This is a genomic window from Lysinibacillus sp. NPDC093210, assembly GCF_044753985.1.
GTDB lineage: Bacteria > Bacillota > Bacilli > Bacillales_A > Planococcaceae > Lysinibacillus.
In genome coordinates this window covers 477,144-493,244 of record NZ_JBIVOE010000002.1, presented here as the reverse complement: position 1 = coordinate 493,244, position 16,101 = coordinate 477,144, and the positions used below count along the sequence as shown (strand labels likewise).

Below are 16,101 nucleotides of genomic sequence, written 5' to 3'. Positions count from 1 at the left end.
AACTATTTTAGAATATACTTGATGTGGAAGGATGGCATTACTGAGAGGGAAAGAAAGCTATTTATTGCTCGTCACAACTTTGATGCTATCAATAATCGGCATTATTTTCGTCTATTCTGCAGGTACCTATTGGAGTGCCGTTCATTATAGTGGAAAAATGCCGTTTTATATGAAACAAAGTTTGTATTTTGTGGTAGGCATTGTAGTGTTTTTAATTACCATTCGATTAAACATATTAAAAGAGCAATCCTTTTGGAAGATGGCTTATATATTTTCGTTGGTTTTACTAGTCCTTGTACTGATACCTGGTATTGGGCTTGAACGAAATGGGTCACAAAGCTGGATTGGTGTAGGACCATTAACGATACAACCTGCTGAGCTAACAAAAATTACAGTGCTTGTGTACATCAGTCATATATTGGCACAGCACAAAACTGGTACGCCAATCGTTAATTGGCGACATGCTGTTATCGTAATATTACCCGTTGCGTTAATTATGCTTCAGCCTGATTTTGGGTCTGTATTTATACTAGTTGTATCTGTTTTTTTATTGTTATTTGTGGCAGGGTACCCGTTAAAGCTTTATGCGATGATAATGGTAGCGGGAGTTGCTGGATTAGTAGGCTTGATTGCCACAGCACCATATCGACTTAAACGTATTGAAGCGTTTCTCGATCCTTGGGCAGACCCATTGGTAAGTGGATTCCAAGCGGTACAATCTTTAATGGCAATTGGCCCAGCCGGGATTTTTGGACATGGCTTTGGTCAAAGTAGACAAAAATTTCTATATTTACCTGAGCCACAAAATGATTTTATTTACGCGATTATTTTAGAAGAAATTGGTTTGGTAGGTGGGCTCGTTATTTTAGCACTATTTGTACTGACAATATACGCTGGTTACAAATTTGCAGTACAGGCTAAAACACGAACATCCTATTATGCGATTATTGGACTTGTGACAATGTTAACTGTACAGGCGTTTTTAAATATAGCTGTAGTTATCGGTTTGGTTCCTGTAACCGGTGTCACATTACCTTTTATTAGCTATGGTGGAACATCTTTAGTAACAATGTGGTTAATAATAGGTATTATTTATCAATTAGCGAAATAAATATAAAGGAGGAGTACTTTTTATGGAGAAAGTAATTGATATAGAAGATCGCATCCCTACGCTTAAACAGCGACGAAAAAAGCGTACAAATCGAAAATTCATTGTCCTAATATTACTTTTCTTTTTAGTGCTAGCTGTACTCCTTTATTTTCAATCTCCTTACAGTGATATTAAAAGCATTACGGTTAATGGTGCCCAACTAGCTGATGAACAATATTATTTAGAAGCTAGTACGCTTGCACCAGGAAAGTCGATGTGGGGTTTTACGGTAAAAGATGTAGAGCAGGCATTGCTAAAGGACAAATGGGTACAAGAGGCACATGTCAAGCGCAAATGGCTGCGGGGCGTCACGATTGATATTAAGGAATGGAAAAAAGTTGCGTATCTAGCTGGTGACGGAACTTATTACCCATTGTTGGAGAACGGTAAGAAGTTTGAACAAGCGGGCGACAATATCCCTATTGATGCACCTGTTTTTATTGGCATTACAGGAGAAAAAACAATTAACAAGCTTGTAGAGCAATTAGCACGTTTAAAACCAGAAGTATTAGCTTTAATCTCCCAAGTCAATACTAACAGTAATGAGGCTAATCCTAATGCGGTCAAGCTTTATATGAATGATGGCTATGAAGTACGTGCAGTTATTCCAACATTAGCTGAAAAGCTAAATTATTATCCTTCAATTGTTGCGCAAATAGCAAATTTAGAAAAGGGTGTTATTGACATCGAGGTTGGCTCATATTACCGTCCTTTTAATGATGAGTACAATAAAGTCAGCATTGACATGACAGACAACCCTGATGAAAAAGCGGACAACCCTGATGAAAATGCCGCCAACCAGGAAGTGAATGAAGATGAACAACAAGAAACAGAATAGCAAAGGGAATTTCTTTACGAGGAAACAATTTGAGCTCCTCATCGTTTGTATAACTACTGGGTTTATCATCGGCTATTCATACAACCAAGCAAAGGACAATCGACAAACAAGCTCCATTAAATCTGAGCTATTTGAGCAAGAAGATACGTATCGTGAGGAATTGATTGAACAGCAAGAGCGCAATAAAGAACTCAAAGAAGAAGCGAACAAGTTACAAGAAAAGATTCGGAACTATGAAAAAGAATTCGCTTCGAATGAAAAGGATTCTAAACAATTAGTTCAAGAAGCAGAAGACTTACGTTTACTATTAGGTGATTTAAGTTCAGAAGGAAAGGGTATACGTATAACGCTTCAAGATGGCGATTACGATCCTAAATCTGTAAACCCTAATGATTATATCGTCCACGAAAGCCATGTGTTTAAATTATTAAATGAATTAAAAATTTCTGGAGCACAGGCAATTGCCATTAATGGGCAACGGGTCTTGGCTAATTCCTATATAAGATGTAATGGACCTGTTATTACAATTGACGGCAAGCAACACCCTGCCCCCTTTGTAATTGAGGCCATAGGGGATTCTACAACACTTCGTGCTTCATTGAACTTAAGTGGTGGCGTAGTAGATCAGTTGTTAAATGACAATATTGTTGTGTCATTAGAAGAAAATCAAAAATTAACAATGCCAAATGTAAAAGTTGAAAGTTAACGACTGTTATTTCATGAATACACATAGGGTGAAAATTAGGTAAAGCCTCCCACGGATATCCTAGATAAAAATTGTTCATATTACAATTCAACATCTAAATTTAACGATATCAAGGAGTAATGGTTTGCGATACGTCTAGGAGGGGCTATTTTGAAAAAAAATATGTACACCCGAATAACGATCGTGCTATTTATTATCGGTTTGATGATAGCGGTACAATACAATACCATTCAAAAACCAGCTGAGCGAGATACACGAGATATTTGGGCCATACGAGAGGAATTAGCAGAAGAAAAGCAAAGGCATTCCACATTATTAGCAGATATTCGCTCACTTAATGAGGTAATGGGTCGCTATGAGCAATCTGAAAAAGCTAATTTACAAGTTGTTTTAAATGACACAGTCAATCAATTAAAACAACAGGCAGGCTTAACGGAAACTACAGGTCCAGGGGTAGTACTCCGAGTGGAGCCAGCGCCGGAATTAGTTGCAATGGGGTATGAAATGAAAGAGATCTCTCCGGACTTACTTACCCAATTACTGAATGAATTATTTAAATATGATGCTGCTAGTGTTGCCATTGATGGGAATCGCATTGTTCATACATCCGCCATCAGAGACATAAATGGGAAAACGACGGTGAATAGTGTAGCACTTTCATCACCACCTTTCGAAATCTATGTTGGGACAAGCACATATAAGGCAGCACAAAAAATGTATAATTCTATTCAAGCTTCAACATTTATCGATTCATTTTATTTAGATAATTTTAAATTAGTGATAGAGGAGCCTACTGCACAGTTAACCATACCTGCATTCGATCAACCATTGACGAATGATTATTTAACAGAGGTCAAAAAAGGAGATTAATATATGTGGCTACCATTTTTAGGTTTGGTATTTGGACTAGCGCTTGGCTTGTTAACAAATATCCAAATTCCCTCTATCTATGAAAATTATTTGTCAATAGCAGTGCTGGCTGCATTAGATACGTTATTCGGAGGTATTCGAGCTCAATTACAACAAGTATATGACGATAAAGTATTTGTATCAGGTTTCTTTTTTAATATAGTTCTTGCGGCGGGATTGGCATTCATAGGTGTGAATTTAGGGGTGGACTTGTATTTAGCTGCCATTTTCGCCTTTGGAGTGCGTTTATTCCAAAATATAGCAATAATTAGGCGTATTTTACTAACTCGGTTAGATGAAAAACGTCACAATAAGAAAAAAACTTCCATAGAATGAGAGAAAAATTGACCAAAATACTCGATTTGCTTAGACATTAGGCAAGATTTACAATAGAATGAAATTAAGAGCATTTTCAAGGAGGTGCAGCGAATTTGAATCATCAAGAATTATATATATCACTCGATATAGGATCTTCCTCTATCAAAGTATTAATAGGTGAAATGAGCGACGGACAATTACATGTAATTGGGGTCGGTAATGTAAAATCGAATGGGGTTCGAAAAGGTGCAATTGTTGATATTGATGCAACAGTTCAATCTATTCGAAAAGCAGTAGAACAAGCAGAACGAATGACAGGTTATCAAATCGATGAAGTCGTTTTAGGCGTTCCAGCTAATCAGACGATGTTACAACTAGTTAAAGGTGTTGTCGCTGTAAATAGTGAAAATAGAGAAATTACAGATGATGATTTAGACAGAGTGGTAGAATCTGCACAAGTCATGTCAATACCTCCTGAACGTGAATTAGTCAACATCATTCCAAGACAGTTTATAGTAGATAATTTAGACGAAATTAAAGACCCACGAGGTATGATTGGTATTCGTCTCGAAATGGATGCGACAATGATTACGACCTCTAAAACGCTGTTACACAATGTACTTCGTTGCGTAGAGAAAGCGGGATTAAGCATTAGAGAGATTTATTTACAACCACTGGCGGCTGGTTATTTTGCATTAACGGAAGATGAAAAAAACCAAGGTACAGCCTTTATTGAATTAGGTGGCGGCTCAACAACTATTGCGGTATTTGAAGAGGGGCTACTTACACATACTGGTGTCATTCCAGTAGGTGGGGATCATATTACAAAAGACATTTCAATTGTTTTAAAAACACCGACAGATCAAGCGGAGCAAATTAAACACCAATTTGGACATGCCTTTTACGATGATGCTTCAGACGATGAACTTTTTGAAGTGCCGGTTGTAGGTACAGATTCAAGAGATCAGTACAGCCAACGCTTTATTTCAGAAATTATTGGTGCTAGATTAGAAGAATTATTTGAACTAGTAATTGATGAGTTAGCACGTCTAGGCGTTCGCGATTTGCCAGGCGGTGTTGTTTTAACTGGTGGTGTTGCAAAGCTAGATGGTATTGCTCAATTAGCACGCCAGATACTGCAAACGCGTGTTAGAATATATACTCCAGATTATATTGGCGTTAGAGAGCCTTCATTTACGACGGCAGTTGGACTAATTCGTTACGCCTATCTAGAAGATGATTTTTATGGAAAAGGTACGAATACGCAGCCTATTGAGTATGCGGTTGTCGGTGGTCAAGCACCAGCATCTAAAAAGCAAGAATATGCTACACCTACAGAATCAAAAGGAAGCGTAATCGGTAGAGCAAAAAAATTATTTGATAAATTTTTTGATTAACTTGAATGCGTAATGAATGATACAGAGTCGAGTTACCGTGGGAGGAAAAAAGAATGTTAGAATTTGATACAAGTGTTGATCAACTTGCAGTTATAAAAGTCATTGGTGTGGGTGGTGGCGGTAACAACGCTGTAAACCGAATGATAGAGCATGGTGTACAAGGTGTTGATTTTATCGCAGTGAACACAGATTCACAGGCTTTGAATTTATCGAAAGCAGAAATTAAGCTACAAATCGGTACAAAACTTACGCGTGGTTTAGGAGCAGGAGCTAATCCAGAAGTAGGGAAAAAAGCGGCTGAAGAAAGTCGTGAACAATTAGAAGAAGTATTACGCGGTGCGGATATGGTATTCGTAACAGCTGGAATGGGTGGAGGCACAGGTACTGGTGCAGCACCGGTTATTGCCCAAATTGCACGTGATTTAGGCTCACTAACAGTTGGTGTTGTAACACGACCTTTTACTTTTGAAGGGCGAAAGCGACAAACACAGGCAATTGGTGGTATTGGTGGCATGAAAGAAGCTGTCGATACATTAATCGTCATTCCGAACGACAAGCTATTACAAATTGTCGACAAATCGACTCCAATGCTAGAAGCATTCCGTGAAGCGGATAACGTTTTACGTCAAGGTGTACAAGGTATTTCGGATTTAATCGCAACACCAGGTCTGATTAACCTAGACTTTGCTGACGTAAAAACAATTATGTCTAACAAAGGTTCTGCATTAATGGGTATCGGTATTGCGACAGGTGAAAATCGTGCAGCAGAAGCTGCTAAAAAGGCAATTTCAAGCCCATTACTTGAATCATCAATTGATGGTGCTAAAGGTGTCTTGATGAACATTACAGGTGGCTCTAACCTAAGTTTATTTGAAGTACAAGAAGCGGCAGATATTGTTGCATCGGCTTCGGATGAAGAAGTTAACATGATTTTCGGTTCGGTTATTAACGAAAATTTAAAAGATGAAATCATTGTAACTGTTATTGCGACTGGTTTCACAGAAGAGGCGCTACAACAACACCGAGGAAATACTCGTCCAGGCATTAACAGCATTAATAATAATCGACAAGCTGCTCCTCAACAACAAGCACCTATTCGTGAGCAGCGTCAAGAGGTACATGTTCAGCAAGAACAACCACAGCGTCAAAATCAGCAAAATTATGGACAAGATGATATGTTAGAAGTACCTGCATTTTTACGTAACCGTAAAAATCGCGGATAATAAAAACTCGTATTTTACTTCTGTAAAATACGAGTTTTTTAGGTGCCAGACACGCAAACAATTCTGAATTGTTTGCGTGTCTGGCACTTTTTGTGTAAGGAAACGATGTTTTTTGTCAAAACATTTTAAGGAAATCATGCGATTGTTTGACAATATTTGTGGCGCTGGCGTGCTAACTTTGTAAGTAGGAGGCGGCTGTTATGTATGGAGAATGGCTGGTGCTCATTAATACGCTTTATAATCTAGCAATTTTGACGTTTACGGCAAAAGTTACAGGCGTTTATGTAAAGAATACGAGATTATTAATGAGTTCAATTATTAGTAGTTTTATAGCTGTAATCGGTGGTCAAATGCTGCTTACGATTGTGCTAAGTTTTATTGTACTGATTGGTCTAGCTTTTCGCTTTAAACTTCGAAGCTTTCAAAAGCAGGGTCCTATTGTACTGACCGCAACGATTGTTATTGGCGGACTGTTAACAGCATTACAACCGTATTTAAAGAATCTTTCTGTCATTCACTTTATTGTACTTTGCATATTGCTGGCATTTGGTAATCTCCTTATCTTTTATAAGCAATGGGGATTTGTCAAGCTGGAGCGTGTAAGTGGCCAGTTTGTATTTCAAACGACCTTAAAGGTTTTTGATGAAGTTATCCCACTTTCGGCATTTGTAGATACAGGAAATCAATGTATTGAGCCACTGTCGGGAAAACCTGTCCATTTCGTTTCGTATTCAGCGCTACGACCTTATTTACCAGCAACAATTCGAGATGCATTATCGCAATGGCAAGATACAGATCCTTACGATGTATCAATGTTTTCAGTAGATTATCAGCGTCTTATTCGATTTATTCATGTTAATACTGTACAACAACAAACTGTTGTCTTAGGCTTTCGCTTTGATGAATTGCATATTAAAGGCGAGTCATCACAAGTGAAAACAAATGAATACATCGTTTTAACAAAAAAAGCTAAAAATTTTCCGCATAGCACAGCAGCAATTTTACATTTTTCAGCGCTTTCAAATAACTCATAGAGGGGGAGAACTATTGCTTCTTAGGCTACTTGCTAGCTTGAAAAAATTATGGGGTAAGTTTCGGAGTCGTGAAACGTACTATATAGGGGGAAATGATTCATTGCCAGTGCCACTAAGTCGAGAAGAAGAAGTCACAGTCATTGCATCCTTTATGAACGGAGATTTACGAGCTAGAGATACACTTATTGAACGTAATTTACGTCTTGTTGTTTATATTGCTAGACGTTTTGATAATACGGGTACGCCGATTGAAGATTTAATTAGTATTGGTTCAATTGGCTTAATAAAGGCGATTGAAACGTTCAATACCGATAAAAATATTAAACTTGCAACGTATGCATCACGCTGTATTGAAAATGAAATTTTGATGCATTTACGTAAAACAAGTCGCATGAAGGGTGAAGTTTCACTAGATGAACCACTAAATTCTGACGCAGATGGAAATGAGTTACTATTATCTGATATTTTAGGGACAGAGGAACATATTATTTTAGATAATGTTGAAAAGAAAATCGAACGTCAGCATATGTTCCATGCCATTAATTTATTAGGTGCACGTGAACGTTATATTATGGAATGTCGTTTCGGATTAAACGGTAAAATCGAAATGACGCAAAAAGAAGTAGCAGATCATTTAGGAATTTCGCAATCATATATTTCAAGGTTAGAAAAGAAAATTATACAAGATTTACGAGAAAATTTGAATCAGCCAATATCTTAGATAGGGAAATTTATCCTACCTAAAATTGGTCACATCTTTTCTGCATATTCTCGATTCTGTCGGACAAACTGATGTAACGGTTTAGTCAGAGAATAACATCCGGAGGAATCGAATATGCGAACAAAAGTAGATCTTTGCGGCTTAGATACATCGACTTTGCCAATTTTAAAGCACGAAGAAATGAAGGAACTCTTCATTCGATTACAAGCAGGAGAAACAGAGATTCGGGAAGAGCTTGTAATGTGTAATTTAAGGTTAGTGCTAAGTATTGTCGGACGATTTGCCTACAGGGGTGAACAGGCAGATGATTTATTTCAGGTAGGCTGTATTGGCCTCATGAAAGCCATTGATCATTTCGATTTAAAGCATAATGTACGATTTTCAACATATGCTGTACCAATGATCATTGGTGAAATTCGTCGCCATCTGCGTGATCATCATGCATTACGTGTTTCTCGTTCTCTTAGAGATATTGCGTATAAGGCGATGCAGGCAAAAGAGCAATGGATAACCGATAATTTGCGAGAACCAACGATTGAAGAAATCGCAGAAATGATTGACATGAAAAAAGAAGATGTATTATTTGCTTTAGATGCCATTCAAGACCCAGTATCATTACAAGAACCCATTTATGCAGACGGTGGAGACGCTGTTTATATGATGGACCAATTACGTGATGATGATGTATCAGAAGATCAATGGGTTGCCTACGTGTCTGTGAAAGAAAGCTTACAAAAGTTAGATGTACGTCAGCAAATGATTGTAGCTAAGCGTTTTTATTATGGTGAGACACAAACTGAAATTGCAAAAGAATTAGGGATTTCCCAAGCGCAAATTTCACGTCTAGAAAAAAATGCCATTGAAACAATGCAGAAAGATTATAAGTAAGTAGACAATGCGCACCCGAAACTTCGGTGCGCATTTTATCTTCATTGCGTTAGTGCGAACATGAAGATAGCGGTCATAGTTTTTTATTTGCAATACAGCAACTAATCAATAAGCATTGTAATTGTTTGAGCTCAACATAAAACACAATGGTAATTGATTTAGTAGGAGGGATACAGATGCGTTTCTCGATGTTACAGCAAAAAGAAGTAATAGAAGCAGGGAATGGACGTTTTTTAGGCTTTGTTGTAGATGCAGAAGTATCAAAAGAAACGGGCTATGTAACGGCATTTATGATTGCAGAGCCACGAAAATATCTAGGGTTTTTTAGAGGAGAAGAATCAATAAGAAAAGTGTATATGAAAGATGTCCTTGTAGTCGGAAAGGATGTCATTCTAGTAAAGGCATTATCGTAGAATCATAGCATTTGTGCTGCTCGCTCATATTTTTCGAACAGTAAGACTGTAGCCCCTCATTTCGTGTGAGCAGCGTAAATGTATCAGCATTATTATAGGTCAGGCTATTCATTGATAAATGAAGAGTTGCTTGTTACAATAAAGGAAACTAAGTTGTAAAGTTGGGAAAAACAGTGACGAAAATCTTAACAAATTTAGACAAAATTAATAATCAAATACAAGCAGCACAACAGCGTTCAAATCGTGAGGCAACTAATGTTCAAATTATTGCTGTTACGAAAGAGGTTTCCGTTGAGAGAACACAAGAAGCAATTGATGCAGGGCTTATACATTTAGGTGAAAATCGTCCTGAAGGCTTAAAACAAAAAATTGAAGCCATTCAAGCAAATGTACACTGGCATTATATTGGATCATTACAAACTCGAAAAGTAAAACAAGTTATTAACGAAATTGATTACTTACATTCCTTGGATCGTCTAAGCTTAGCTGAAGAAATTGAAAAAAGAGCAACAAAAGCGGTAAAATGTTTTGTACAAGTTAATGTGTCAGGGGAAGAATCAAAACATGGTTTAACAGCAGAAGACGCAGTAACTTTTATTGAATCTTTACAAGACTTCACGAAAATTCAAGTTGTAGGTTTAATGACAATGGCACCAAATACAGAGGACGAAACAATTATTCGCTCTGTTTTTAAACAATTAAAACAATGTCAACAGCAAATAGCCGAACGAGGATTCGCACACGCACCTTGTACCGAGTTATCAATGGGCATGTCTAATGACTTTGAAATAGCGGTAGAGGAAGGAGCTACATTCGTTCGAGTCGGAACGGCTCTTGTTGGAAATGAAAGAGGGGAACAGGATGAGCATGAAAAATAAAATTAAAAACTTCTTTTATCTTGAAGAAGACCTAGAAGAAGAAATCACGCAAGCTCCTATTCAACAGCAACAACCCGTGCAACAACCGATTCATGCAGCTAAACCATCTAAAAAGGTCATCAAAGAACGTAAGGCACAGATTCATGAAATTGTACCGCAAAGTACAAATGCTAATAATAATATTGTTAGTTTACAAGCAGCTATGAATACAAAAGGTGCAAAGGTTGTATTGGTAGAACCGAGAGTTTATGCAGAGGCTCAGGATATCGCAGAAAACTTAAAAAACAAAAGAGCAACAATTGTTAATCTGCAACGTATTGAACGAGAACAAGGTATACGAATTATCGATTTTTTAAGCGGTACAGTTTATGCGCTTGGTGGAGATATTCAACGTATAGGCAAAGATATATTCTTATGCACACCAGATAATGTAGAAGTGTCTGGCGAAATTTCAAATTTTATTTTAGACGATAATTAATAGCGAGGATTGTAGTTTATATGACTTTTTATATAATTTTGCATTATTTGGATTTAGCGTTTACTGTGTACTCATTTATGCTAGTAGCATATGTTTTAATGTCTTGGGTACCAGCTGCTCAAAGTTCAGCAATTGGCCGTTTTCTTGAAAGAATATGTGATCCATACTTAGGGCTTTTCAGAAAAATCATTCCTCCTATTGGCATGATTGATATTTCTCCGATTGTGGCAATATTCATGTTGAATTTTATTAAAAATGGGCTTTTTATTGTGATTCAAAAAATATTCTTTATGTTTTAGTCCAAATCCTCACAATTAGTGGGGATTTTTTGTGTAAAAAGGGAATACTAGATATACATAAACTAGTAGTTTCAAATGGATGAGGTAGATGGGGTGAACGAAAGATGGAGCATTTAATACAACATTTTAGGAAGGACGAGCAGCCTTTTATTGAGCAGGTAGTAAGTTGGCAACGTGAGGTGGAAGACCGTTATGCTCCGAAACTTACAGATTTTTTAGATCCAAGGCAGCGTTTTATCGTGATGTCTATCATTGCGCAAAATCCTATGCTTCAAACGACAAGCGATGGCTTGTTTCATGAGGCAGAACGGCAACGTATGCTTATTTTCCCAACGTATTTCGAACCGCAAGAGGAAGATTATCAGCTTACCGTATTTACAATTCACTATCCTGCAAGATTTGTCCAATTACGCCACCCAGATGTGCTCGGTGCCCTATTATCATTAGGCTTAGACAGGGCTAAATTCGGAGATATTCGGGTGAATGAGCAGCAAGTGCAGTTTGTTGTCGCTGAAGAGGTAGCAGATTATGTACGCCTTCATTTAACGGGGATTGGAAAGGTTAAAGTGCATGTAGAATCAATTAAAGAGTCACAAGCGCTTATTGAAAATGAAGATGACTGGCAGGAGGAATCTCATACCGTTTCTTCTATGCGTTTGGATGTCATTATTGCAACGATATTAAAAGTGTCTCGTCAAAAAGCACAAGCACTTATTAGTGGAAAAAAAGTGCGTGTAAACTGGACTGAACGAGATAGTGTTGCTTTTGAATGTCAAGAAGGTGATATTTTATCAGTACGAGGTAGTGGTCGCGTGAAAATAATAATGACAGAAGGCCGAACAAAGAAAGATAAAATTCGTTTACAAATCGGTCGTTTGACCCAAAAAGGTTAAAAAACATGTAATTTCTATTTATTTTTACTGCTAAGTTGTTAGAACAATTGTATAATAGAAATTACGAATGTACATGTAAAGGAGAGAAGGATCGTATGCCATTATCACCTATTGATATACATAATAAGGAGTTTACAAAATCTTTCAGGGGATATGCTGAAGATGAAGTAAATGAATTTTTAGATCAAATTATTAAAGATTATGAAAAACTACTCCGTGAAAAAAAAGATGTCGATAAGCAACTAGAAATGGCTTTAGAGCAAGCGAGACATTTTAATTCTTTAGAGGAAACATTACAAAAATCAATTGTTGTCGCTCAAGAGGCAGCAGATGAAGTACGAAGAAACTCACAAAAAGAAGCAAAGCTTATTGTGAAAGAAGCCGAAAAAAATGCCGATCGTATTGTTAATGAGGCATTAACGAAAGCACGTAAAGTAACAATAGAAATAGATGAGCTGAAAAAGCAGTCAAAAGTTTTCCGCAATCGATTTAAAATGCTTGTAGAAGCACAGTTGGATTTGCTTAATGCAGACGATTGGGATCATTTATTGCAATATGATATTGATTTAACAGAAATTCAGTCTTCTGTTGAGGAAGCGCAAGAATCAGAAGAAATCTAAACCGTCCATTGAAAAAGTGACGTAGTCATGTAATGAATATGACTTGACGCAATTCATGGATTTCCATATACTATTGTAATAGTAATTAAATAAGAACAGATATGCATATAGGCAGAGACGAAGACAGTATTTGTTAGGTGTAGAAAAGCGATTTGGGGATAGTGTGAGCCCAGACAAGCAAATAACAAAGAAAATCACTTCTGAGCTAAATAACTGAACGTTTAGTAAGTTATTTCGGAGCGCACAACGTTAACGTGCTTTCAAGCGGTAGTACAATTATGTACTACAACTAGGGTGGTACCGCGAGTTCAAGCTTCTCGTCCCTTACAGGGATTGAGGGGCTTTTTTGTTGTTAATGGATTGTTTTGCGTGTCACTAGGAAAGTATATCAAAAAGGCGTAATTTAAATGATTGGCACAAGATGTGTCCTAGTTACCTTTGCTTGGGGCTTACAAGAATCTGTCGAATGTAATTAAATGCTTAGCAATTGTTCTCTGTTTGCAAAAAATAAAGGAGGAATTTACAAATGGTTGAATATAAAGAAACGTTACTAATGCCAAAAACAGATTTTCCAATGCGCGGAAATTTACCTGCGAATGAACCAAAAATGCAAGAAAAATGGAATGAGATGGACATCAATAAACTACAAATGGAGCGTACAGCAGGTCGCCCTGAATATGTTCTACATGATGGCCCTCCATATGCAAATGGTGATATCCATATTGGTCACGCATTAAATAAAGTGCTGAAAGATATGATCACACGTCATCGCTCAATGACAGGTTTCCATGTCAACTATATTCCTGGATGGGATACACATGGTTTACCAATCGAGCAAGCTTTAACGAACAAAGGTGTAAAACGTAAAGAAATGTCTATTGCTGACTTCCGCGAGCTGTGCGAAAAATATGCCTATGAACAAATCGACAATCAGCGTGAGCAATTCCGTCGTTTAGGTATTCGTGGTGATTGGGAAAACCCATATATTACGTTAAAACCAGAATTTGAAGCTCGACAAATTGAAGTGTTTGGTAAAATGGCTGAAAAAGGCTATATTTATAAAGGCTTAAAACCAGTATATTGGTCACCATCTTCAGAATCTGCATTAGCAGAGGCTGAAATTGAATATAAAGATGTAAAATCAGCTTCTATTTATGTTAGCTTTGCGATTAAAGATGCAAAAGGTGTTGTACCAGCTGATGCGAAATTTATTATTTGGACGACTACGCCTTGGACATTACCAGCGAACTTAGGGATTTCTCTAAATCCAGAATTCATCTATGTTGTTGTTGCAGTAGCGGATAAAAAGTTCATTATTGCGAAAGAATTGCTTGAAACAGTTGCAAAAGAGCTTGATTGGGAAACTTATGAAGTTATCCAAGAAGTAAAAGGGGAAGCTTTAGATCGCATCGTAGCACAACATCCATTCTACGACCGTGAATCACTTGTAATGGTCGGTGAGCACGTTACTGCTGAGGCTGGTACTGGTTGTGTTCATACTGCTCCAGGACACGGTGAAGATGACTATCAGATTGGTAAGTTATACGGTTTACCAATTCTAAGTCCAGTGGATAACAGTGGTTGTTATACTGACGAAGCACCAGGCTTTGAAGGTGTCTTTTACAATGATGCAAACAAAATGGTTACTGCCAAATTAGAAGAAGTTGGCGCATTAGAAAAACTGAACTTCTTTACGCACTCGTATCCACATGACTGGCGTACGAAAAAACCAGTGATTTATCGTGCTACACCACAATGGTTTGCGTCAATTGATGCTTTCCGTGATGAATTATTAGAAGCGGTTAAATCGACAGCATTTACACCTGCTTGGGGCGAAACACGTCTTTATAATATGATTCGTGATCGTGGAGACTGGGTTATTTCTCGTCAACGTGCATGGGGTGTACCAATTCCAATTTTCTATGCTGAAAACGGTGAGCCGATTATTACGCCAGAAACAATTGCACGTATTTCTACACTATTCCGTGAGCATGGATCAAATATTTGGTTCCAAATGACGGCTAAAGAATTATTACCAGAAGGCTTTACACATCCAGGTAGTCCAAATGGTGAATTTTCGAAAGAAAACGATATTATGGACGTATGGTTTGACTCAGGATCATCTCACCAAGGTGTGCTAGTTGAACGTGGTATTAAATATCCAGCTGATCTTTACTTAGAAGGGTCTGACCAACACCGTGGTTGGTTTAACTCGTCGTTAATTACGTCTGTGGCGATTAATGGCTATGCACCATATAAAGGTCTCTTAACACATGGCTTCGTTCTAGATGGCGATGGTCGCAAAATGAGTAAATCACTAGGGAACGTAATTATTCCACAAAAGGTAATGGATCAATACGGTGCTGATATTTTACGCCTATGGGTAGCTTCTGTAGATTATACTGCCGATGTTCGTATTTCAATGGATATGTTAAAGCAAGTATCTGAAGTTTACCGTAAAATCCGTAATACATTCCGTTTCTTACACGGCAATGTAGCTGATTTCAATCCATTGAAAGACCGTGTACCATATGCAGATTTACGTGAAATGGATCAATACATTTACATGCGTTTACAAGATGTATTGAAAACAGTACGTAGCGCTTATGATCGTTATGATTTTGCTGCTGTCTACCATGCGGTTAATAACTTTGTTGCTGTAGAACTATCTTCATTCTACTTAGACATCGCAAAAGATGTTGTTTATATTGAAGGTCATGACAATCACGATCGTCGTGCAATGCAAACAGTTATTTACGATACATTAATGACTTTAGTAAAAATCATGACACCTATTATTCCGCATACAACAGATGAAGTATGGTCTTATTTACACGCTCAAGGTGTTGTGGAAGAGGTATCAGTTCAATTAACAGACTTCCCATCAGTAGTTGAGCAAGCAAACTTCGATGAGCTACGTGAAAAATGGGAAACAATTATCGATGTACGTGATGATATTTTAAAAGCTTTAGAAGAAGCTCGAAATGCTAAAACAATCGGTAAATCTCTTGAAGCGAAAGTAACAGTTTATGCAAAACCAGAAGTATTAGCATTATTGAATGATGCAAACATTGATTTTGCTCAGCTTTCAATCGTTTCTGCTTTTGAGGTAGCACCAATTGAATCAGCTCCTGCTGAAGCGCTAGCATTAGAACATGTATCAATTGTTGTTGAAAAAGCAACAGGCGAGAAATGTGAGCGTTGTTGGTCAATTTCTGCAACAGTTGGAACAAATGAAGCGCAACCAACAGTATGTGCTCGTTGTGCAGAAGTTGTTGAAAAGTATTACGTATAAAATTTCATGAAATAAAAATGAGCAGTCGATGCTGAAATCGA

At 37.5% G+C, this 16,101-nt stretch carries 17 protein-coding genes and 1 other annotated feature; all 17 genes read left to right on the top strand.

Annotation, left to right across the window (positions count from 1 at the left end; translation table 11 throughout):
* Positions 1 to 31 precede the first annotated feature (31 nt).
* On the top strand, positions 32 to 1,111 hold the full coding sequence (ftsW, locus tag ACIP9C_RS07925; RefSeq protein WP_401009559.1) for a putative lipid II flippase FtsW: 1,080 nt from the start codon (positions 32 to 34) through the stop codon (positions 1,109 to 1,111).
* A 22-nt stretch (positions 1,112 to 1,133) separates the two neighbouring features.
* The gene (locus tag ACIP9C_RS07920) at positions 1,134 to 1,988 is read left to right on the top strand and encodes a cell division protein FtsQ/DivIB (RefSeq protein WP_401009558.1); all 855 of its coding nucleotides are present in this window, start codon (positions 1,134 to 1,136) and stop codon (positions 1,986 to 1,988) included.
* Positions 1,966 to 2,694, top strand: coding sequence for a DUF881 domain-containing protein (locus tag ACIP9C_RS07915; RefSeq protein WP_401009557.1), 729 nt, complete (start codon positions 1,966 to 1,968; stop codon positions 2,692 to 2,694). Before ACIP9C_RS07920 ends, ACIP9C_RS07915 begins: the two co-directional genes overlap by 23 nt.
* A 150-nt stretch (positions 2,695 to 2,844) precedes the next feature.
* Positions 2,845 to 3,564 (top strand): DUF881 domain-containing protein, encoded by a 720-nt coding sequence (locus ACIP9C_RS07910; RefSeq protein WP_401009556.1) that lies wholly within the window; start codon positions 2,845 to 2,847, stop codon positions 3,562 to 3,564.
* Between the two features lie 3 nt (positions 3,565 to 3,567).
* Positions 3,568 to 3,939 (top strand): small basic family protein, encoded by a 372-nt coding sequence (locus ACIP9C_RS07905; RefSeq protein WP_173477852.1) that lies wholly within the window; start codon positions 3,568 to 3,570, stop codon positions 3,937 to 3,939.
* 95 nt (positions 3,940 to 4,034) lie between these two features.
* Positions 4,035 to 5,318 carry a cell division protein FtsA gene (ftsA, locus tag ACIP9C_RS07900; RefSeq protein WP_401009555.1) on the top strand — a complete coding sequence of 428 codons (1,284 nt, stop codon included), beginning with the start codon at positions 4,035 to 4,037 and terminating at the stop codon, positions 5,316 to 5,318.
* Positions 5,319 to 5,371: 53 nt separating this feature from the next.
* The gene (ftsZ, locus tag ACIP9C_RS07895; RefSeq protein ID WP_401009554.1) at positions 5,372 to 6,541 is read left to right on the top strand and encodes a cell division protein FtsZ; all 1,170 of its coding nucleotides are present in this window, start codon (positions 5,372 to 5,374) and stop codon (positions 6,539 to 6,541) included.
* Positions 6,542 to 6,741: 200 nt separating this feature from the next.
* Positions 6,742 to 7,575 (top strand): sigma-E processing peptidase SpoIIGA, encoded by an 834-nt coding sequence (locus tag ACIP9C_RS07890; RefSeq protein ID WP_401009553.1) that lies wholly within the window; start codon positions 6,742 to 6,744, stop codon positions 7,573 to 7,575.
* Positions 7,576 to 7,588: 13 nt separating this feature from the next.
* Positions 7,589 to 8,296 carry an RNA polymerase sporulation sigma factor SigE gene (gene sigE / locus ACIP9C_RS07885; RefSeq protein ID WP_024362133.1) on the top strand — a complete coding sequence of 236 codons (708 nt, stop codon included), beginning with the start codon at positions 7,589 to 7,591 and terminating at the stop codon, positions 8,294 to 8,296.
* A 114-nt stretch (positions 8,297 to 8,410) separates the two neighbouring features.
* On the top strand, positions 8,411 to 9,184 hold the full coding sequence (gene sigG / locus ACIP9C_RS07880; protein WP_024362132.1) for an RNA polymerase sporulation sigma factor SigG: 774 nt from the start codon (positions 8,411 to 8,413) through the stop codon (positions 9,182 to 9,184).
* 176 nt (positions 9,185 to 9,360) lie between these two features.
* The gene (locus tag ACIP9C_RS07875) at positions 9,361 to 9,597 is read left to right on the top strand and encodes a YlmC/YmxH family sporulation protein (protein ID WP_173477847.1); all 237 of its coding nucleotides are present in this window, start codon (positions 9,361 to 9,363) and stop codon (positions 9,595 to 9,597) included.
* A gap of 173 nt (positions 9,598 to 9,770) precedes the next feature.
* Positions 9,771 to 10,475: a YggS family pyridoxal phosphate-dependent enzyme gene (locus tag ACIP9C_RS07870; protein WP_401009552.1), complete on the top strand. Its 705-nt coding sequence runs from the start codon at positions 9,771 to 9,773 to the stop codon at positions 10,473 to 10,475.
* On the top strand, positions 10,459 to 10,953 hold the full coding sequence (locus tag ACIP9C_RS07865) for a cell division protein SepF (RefSeq protein WP_401009551.1): 495 nt from the start codon (positions 10,459 to 10,461) through the stop codon (positions 10,951 to 10,953). Before ACIP9C_RS07870 ends, ACIP9C_RS07865 begins: the two co-directional genes overlap by 17 nt.
* 20 nt (positions 10,954 to 10,973) lie before the next feature.
* Entirely contained in the window at positions 10,974 to 11,252 is a 279-nt protein-coding gene (locus ACIP9C_RS07860) for a YggT family protein (protein WP_401009550.1), read from the top strand.
* 104 nt (positions 11,253 to 11,356) lie between these two features.
* Positions 11,357 to 12,145 carry a YlmH family RNA-binding protein gene (locus ACIP9C_RS07855; RefSeq protein WP_401009549.1) on the top strand — a complete coding sequence of 263 codons (789 nt, stop codon included), beginning with the start codon at positions 11,357 to 11,359 and terminating at the stop codon, positions 12,143 to 12,145.
* A gap of 95 nt (positions 12,146 to 12,240) precedes the next feature.
* A complete protein-coding gene (locus ACIP9C_RS07850; protein ID WP_340825975.1) occupies positions 12,241 to 12,765 on the top strand; it encodes a DivIVA domain-containing protein in 525 nt (174 codons plus the stop codon).
* A gap of 105 nt (positions 12,766 to 12,870) precedes the next feature.
* Positions 12,871 to 13,093, top strand: a binding site (T-box leader).
* Positions 13,094 to 13,291: 198 nt separating this feature from the next.
* Positions 13,292 to 16,060, top strand: a complete 2,769-nt coding sequence (ileS, locus tag ACIP9C_RS07845) for an isoleucine--tRNA ligase (protein WP_401009548.1) — start codon at positions 13,292 to 13,294, stop codon at positions 16,058 to 16,060.
* Positions 16,061 to 16,101 lie beyond the last annotated feature (41 nt).

What these genes read in the sequence shown, in the direction of transcription:
- ACIP9C_RS07875 (WP_173477847.1), top strand. Translation starts at nt 9,361, where the DNA reads ATGCGTTTCTCGATGTTACAGCAAAAAGAAGTAATAGAAGCAGGGAAT.
- ACIP9C_RS07890 (WP_401009553.1), top strand. Translation starts at nt 6,742, where the DNA reads ATGTATGGAGAATGGCTGGTGCTCATTAATACGCTTTATAATCTAGCA.
- ACIP9C_RS07920 (WP_401009558.1), top strand. Translation starts at nt 1,134, where the DNA reads ATGGAGAAAGTAATTGATATAGAAGATCGCATCCCTACGCTTAAACAG.
- ACIP9C_RS07865 (WP_401009551.1), top strand. Translation starts at nt 10,459, where the DNA reads ATGAGCATGAAAAATAAAATTAAAAACTTCTTTTATCTTGAAGAAGAC.
- ileS (WP_401009548.1), top strand. Translation starts at nt 13,292, where the DNA reads ATGGTTGAATATAAAGAAACGTTACTAATGCCAAAAACAGATTTTCCA.
- ACIP9C_RS07855 (WP_401009549.1), top strand. Translation starts at nt 11,357, where the DNA reads ATGGAGCATTTAATACAACATTTTAGGAAGGACGAGCAGCCTTTTATT.
- ACIP9C_RS07905 (WP_173477852.1), top strand. Translation starts at nt 3,568, where the DNA reads ATGTGGCTACCATTTTTAGGTTTGGTATTTGGACTAGCGCTTGGCTTG.
- ftsW (WP_401009559.1), top strand. Translation starts at nt 32, where the DNA reads ATGGCATTACTGAGAGGGAAAGAAAGCTATTTATTGCTCGTCACAACT.
- ACIP9C_RS07850 (WP_340825975.1), top strand. Translation starts at nt 12,241, where the DNA reads ATGCCATTATCACCTATTGATATACATAATAAGGAGTTTACAAAATCT.
- sigG (WP_024362132.1), top strand. Translation starts at nt 8,411, where the DNA reads ATGCGAACAAAAGTAGATCTTTGCGGCTTAGATACATCGACTTTGCCA.
- ACIP9C_RS07915 (WP_401009557.1), top strand. Translation starts at nt 1,966, where the DNA reads ATGAACAACAAGAAACAGAATAGCAAAGGGAATTTCTTTACGAGGAAA.
- ACIP9C_RS07860 (WP_401009550.1), top strand. Translation starts at nt 10,974, where the DNA reads ATGACTTTTTATATAATTTTGCATTATTTGGATTTAGCGTTTACTGTG.
- ftsZ (WP_401009554.1), top strand. Translation starts at nt 5,372, where the DNA reads ATGTTAGAATTTGATACAAGTGTTGATCAACTTGCAGTTATAAAAGTC.